This window comes from Rhodopseudomonas sp. BR0C11, assembly GCF_010820945.1.
Lineage (GTDB): Bacteria > Pseudomonadota > Alphaproteobacteria > Rhizobiales > Xanthobacteraceae > Rhodopseudomonas > Rhodopseudomonas palustris_H.
Map to the genome: position 1 here is coordinate 1 of NZ_QTKI01000382.1, position 4,624 is coordinate 4,624.

The 4,624-nt window shown below is 65.9% G+C and carries 4 protein-coding genes and 1 pseudogene; 1 reads left to right on the forward strand and 4 read right to left on the reverse strand.

Annotation, left to right across the window (positions count from 1 at the left end):
- On the forward strand, positions 1–883 hold an 883-nt coding region (locus DYI24_RS21590), incomplete at its 5' end, for a S1C family serine protease (protein WP_164573789.1).
- Positions 884–1,071: 188 nt separating this feature from the next.
- Here DYI24_RS21590 and DYI24_RS21595 read toward each other — a convergent pair.
- The 4 genes and pseudogenes from DYI24_RS21595 to DYI24_RS21610 form a co-directional block, all read right to left on the reverse strand.
- Entirely contained in the window at positions 1,072–2,169 is a 1,098-nt protein-coding gene (locus DYI24_RS21595) for a BMP family ABC transporter substrate-binding protein (RefSeq protein WP_164573790.1), read from the reverse strand.
- Positions 2,170–2,247: 78 nt separating this feature from the next.
- A complete protein-coding gene (locus tag DYI24_RS21600) occupies positions 2,248–3,165 on the reverse strand; it encodes an ABC transporter permease (RefSeq protein WP_164573791.1) in 918 nt (305 codons plus the stop codon).
- Positions 3,152–4,243: an ABC transporter permease gene (locus DYI24_RS21605; protein ID WP_164573792.1), complete on the reverse strand. Its 1,092-nt coding sequence runs from the start codon at positions 4,241–4,243 to the stop codon at positions 3,152–3,154. Before DYI24_RS21605 ends, DYI24_RS21600 begins: the two co-directional genes overlap by 14 nt.
- Positions 4,227–4,624 (reverse strand): annotated as a pseudogene (locus DYI24_RS21610) (ABC transporter ATP-binding protein); the annotation flags it as partial. The pseudogene DYI24_RS21610 and the gene DYI24_RS21605, both read right to left, overlap by 17 nt.

The following is a 4,624-nucleotide window of genomic DNA, read 5'->3' on the forward strand; positions in this document are numbered from 1 at the left end:
GTCCGCGGTGGTCGCGCTGCACGCGAGCATTCCGGCTGATGCCTATACAGCCGGGACGCTCGGCACCGAGCGCGCCGGCAACGGCGTGCTGATCGATGACGGCCTGGTGCTGACCATCGGCTATCTGATCACTGAAGCCGAAACGGTATGGGTGCATCTCGGCGATGGCTGCGTCGTCGAAGGCCATCCGCTTGGCTTCGATCAGGAAAGCGGCTTCGGCCTCGTCCAGGCGCTCGGCCCGATCGACCTGCCGCCGCTGCCGCTCGGCCGCTCGGCTTTTGCCAAGGCGGGCGAGCGCGTCATCATCGGCGGCGTGGGCGGCCGTACCCGTTCGGTCGCGGGGCGCATCGCCGCGCGTCAGGAATTCGCCGGCTATTGGGAATATCTGCTCGACGACGCGATCTTCACCGAGCCGTCACACCCGAATTGGGGCGGCACCGCGCTGTTGTCGGCGACCGGTGAGCTGATCGGCGTCGGCTCGCTGCAGATCGAGCGCAGCGGCTCGAATGAGCACTACAATATGAGCGTGCCGATCGATTTGTTGCCGCCGGTGCTGAGCGACCTGCGCAAGTTCGGCCGACCGAACAAACCGGTGCGGCCTTGGCTTGGGCTGTATTCAACCGAGATCGAAGACAAGATCGTGGTGGTCGGGATTGCGCCGAAGGGGCCGGCGGCGCGCGCCGAGCTGAAGACCGGGGACGTGATCCTCGCAGTTGCGGGCGACAAGGTGACCAGCGAAGCGGAGTTCTATCGCAAGGTCTGGGCGCTCGGCACCGCGGGCGTCGAGGTGCCGCTGACGCTGTTCAGCGGCGGCGCCACCTTCGAGGTGGTGCTGCATTCCTCCGACCGTGCCAAGTTCCTCAAGGCACCGCGGCTGCATTGAGGAAACCGACCGACGCGACAGAGGTTCGCGTCGATCTTCCTTCGCCGTCATTGCCGGCTTGACCCGGCAATCCATCGTCCTGAAGTGAGTCAGCGCGCTGTCGCGCAAGATGGATACGCGGGTCAAGCCCGCGTATGACGTCATCATCGGGGTAACGCTTGTGCTCTGTGCACGCGCGCGTCGCGCCGTTACTTCCCCGGAATCTTATCGTCGATGCCTTTGACGTAGAAGTTCATGCCGCGGATCTGGCCGTCGTCGAGCTGATCGCCGCCTTTGCATTCGATCTCTTTGCCCTCCTGATCGAGGATCGGGCAGGCGAACGGCTTGATGGTGCCGGCGGCGATACCGGCCTCGGTGTCGGCGGCGAGCTTCTTCACGTCGTCCGGCATGTTGGTGTAGGGCGCCATCTGGATCATCTTGTCCTTCAGGCCTTCCCAGACATCCTGCGACGCCCAGTTGCCGTCCATCACCGCTTTGACGCGCGATACGTAGTACGGCGTCCAGTTGTTGATGATGGCGGTGAGCTGCGCCTTCGGTCCGAACTTGATCATGTCGGAGTCCTGGCCGAACGCGTGGATGCCGCGCTCGTTGGCGATCTGCACCGCTGCGGCGCTGTCGGTGTGCTGCATGATCACGTCGGCGCCCTGGTCGATCAGCGCCTTGGCGGCGTCGGCTTCCTTGCCGGGATTGAACCAGGAGTTCACCCAGACGATCTTGACCTTGATGTTCGGATTGATCTTCTGCGCCGCCAGCATGGTGGCGTTGATGCCGGAGATCACTTCGGGCACCGGGAACGAGCCGATATAGCCGAGCACGCCCTTTTTGGAGATCTTTGCTGCGATCGTGCCCTGGATGGTGCGGCCTTCGTAGAACCGGCCCGCATAGGTCGAGACGTTCGGCTCGCGCTTGTAGCCGGTGGCGTGCTCGAATTTCACGTCCGGATACTTCTTGGCGACTTTGATCACCGAATCCATGTAGCCGAACGAGGTGACGAAGATCAGCTTGTTGCCGGCGCGGGCGAGCTGTTCGATCGAGCGCTCGCCGTCAGGGCCTTCGCTGACCTTCTCCAAGTAGGTGGTCTCGACCTTGTCGCCGAATTCCTTGACGATCGCCTGGCGCGCCTGATCGTGCTGATACGACCAGCCGAAGTCGCCGACCGGGCCGACATAGACGAAGCCGACCTTCAGCTTGTCCGGTTTGCTCTCCGGCTTGTCCTGCGCCGTCGCCACCGACAGCCCGGCGCAGCTCGCCGTCAGCACCAGCGCCGCCATGATCGCCTTGTTCATCCGAATCTCCGCTTCATCGTTCGGGGATCGTCCTGTGCGAGTCCCGCGCCCCCGCCGCGCGGCTCTCGGATCTCGTTTCTAGCGCTCCGGCACGAAGGCGGTTCCGAGCGCCGCCGGCGCCACCGACCCGCCGCGGCGGACGCGCGAGATCAGCACCAACACCAGCACCGTGGCAAGATAGGGCAGCGCCGACATAAGTTGAGATGGCACCCCGAGGCCGATCGCCTGGGCGTGCAGCTGCAGGATCGAAACCGCGCCGAACAGGATGGCGCCGGCCACCAGCCGACCCGGTCGCCACGAGGCAAACACCACCAGCGCCAGCGCGATCCAGCCGCGCCCCGCCGTCATGCCGGGCGCGTAGAACGGCGTATAGGCCAGCGTCAGATAGGCACCGGCAAGCCCCGCGCAGCCGCCACCGAACAGCACAGCCAGCGTCCGGATCGCCGCGACGTTGTAGCCCAGCGCATGTGCCGAGGCCGGATCGTCACCGACCGCGCGCAGGATCAATCCTGTCCGCGTGCGGGCGAGCACGTAGGCGATCGCGGCGATCAGCCCGATCGACAGATAGACGAGGGCGTCCTGGCCGAACAGCAGCTTGCCGATCAGCGGGATGTCAGTGAGCCACGGCAGCCACAGATGCGGTGCGGCGGTGATGTTCTCGCCGACGAACGGCGCGCCGATCAGGCCGGCGAGACCGGTGCCGAGGATCGTCAGCGCCAAGCCGGCCGCGACCTGATTGATCGCAAGCCCGATCGCAGCCGCAGCGAACAGCGCCGAAAGCGCGACGCCGGCCGCGATCCCGCACAGCGCGCCGATCGCTGTAGACCCGGTCGCCCAGGCACCGGCGAAGCCGCACACGGCGCCGATCAGCATCATGCCTTCGACGCCGAGGTTGAGAACGCCGGCGCGCTCGGTGATCAGCTCGCCGCTCGCCGCCAGCAGCAGCGGAGTCGAGGCGGTGACGATCGACAGCAGGATGGCTTCAGAGAGGCCCATGCAACGCCTTTCGTTGCGGGCTGCGCCAGCGGATCCGGTACAGAATCAGCGAGTCGCAGGCGAGCACGTAGAACAGCAGGATGCCCTGGATCACGCCGGTCATGTCCTGCGGCAGCTTGAGCGCAATCTGCGCCTGCTCGCCGCCGATGAAGGTCAGCGCGAGGAACAGGCCGCTGGCGAGAATGCCGAGCGGATTGAGGCGGCCGAGAAACGCCACGATGATCGCGGTGAAACCGTAGCCCGGCGAGATATCCGGCTGCAGATGCCCGATCGGTCCGGCGACTTCGATGATGCCGGCGAGGCCGGCCAGGGCGCCGGAGATCGCAAACGTCGTCAGCACCAGACGATCGGCGTTGAAGCCGGCGAACCGTGCGGCGCGCGGGGCGGTGCCGACCACGCGGATTTCGAATCCTTTCAGCGTGCGGCCGAGCAGAACGGCGGCGGCCACGACTGCAATCATCGTCAGGATCAGGCCGGCATGAACGCGGCTGCCGGCAATTAGCAGCGGCAGCGTCGCTGCAGGGTCGAACTCGGCGGTGGTGGGAAAGTTGAAGCCTGCCGGATCGCGCCACGGCCCGCGCACCAGATAGTCGAGCAGCAGGCCGGCGACATAAACCAGCATCAGGCTGATCAGGATTTCCGACGCGCCGAACCTGACCTTGCAGAGCGCCGGAATCAGCGCATAAGCGGCGCCGGCCAGCGCTCCGACCAGCAACATCGCTGGCATCAGCCACGGGCCGGGATTTGTCCCGTGCGTAATCACCGCCAGGCCGCTGCCGGCGATGGCGCCGATCAGCAACTGCCCTTCAGCGCCGATATTCCAGGCGTTGGCGCGGTAGCACAGCGCCAGCCCGACCGCGATCATGATCAGCGGCGAGACCTTCACCGCGATCTCTTGCAGCGAGTAGCCGTCGGTCAGCGGCGTGATGAAGTACACCGCCAACGCCGCAGCCGGATTTTTGCCGAGCGCCACGAACACGATCGTCAGGGTCAGCAGCGTCAGCGTGATCGCGAGCAGCGGGGACAGAAGCGCAATCGCCACCGATCGTTCGCTGCGCCTCTCAAGCACCAGCGACATCGCGCACCTCCGTCGGCCAGCCGCTGCCACCCATCAACAGCCCCAATTGATCGCGGCCGATCTCGCTGACGGGACGCGGCGGCGACAGCCTGCCGTGAAACATCACCGCGATGCGATCGGCGATCTCGATCAGTTCGTCGAGGTCCTGACTGATCACCAGCACGGCCGCGCCGCGCGCCGCAAGATCGAGCAGCGCTTGGCGAATCGCGCTGGCCGCGCCGGCATCCAATCCCCAGCTCGGTTGATCGACGACCAAGAGGCGCGGTTGCCGCAGGATCTCGCGGCCGACGATGAACTTCTGCAGATTGCCGCCGGAGAGCCGTGCAGCTTCCGGATCACGGCTGGCCTTGCGCACGTCCAAGGCCTCGCTGACCTGAACCA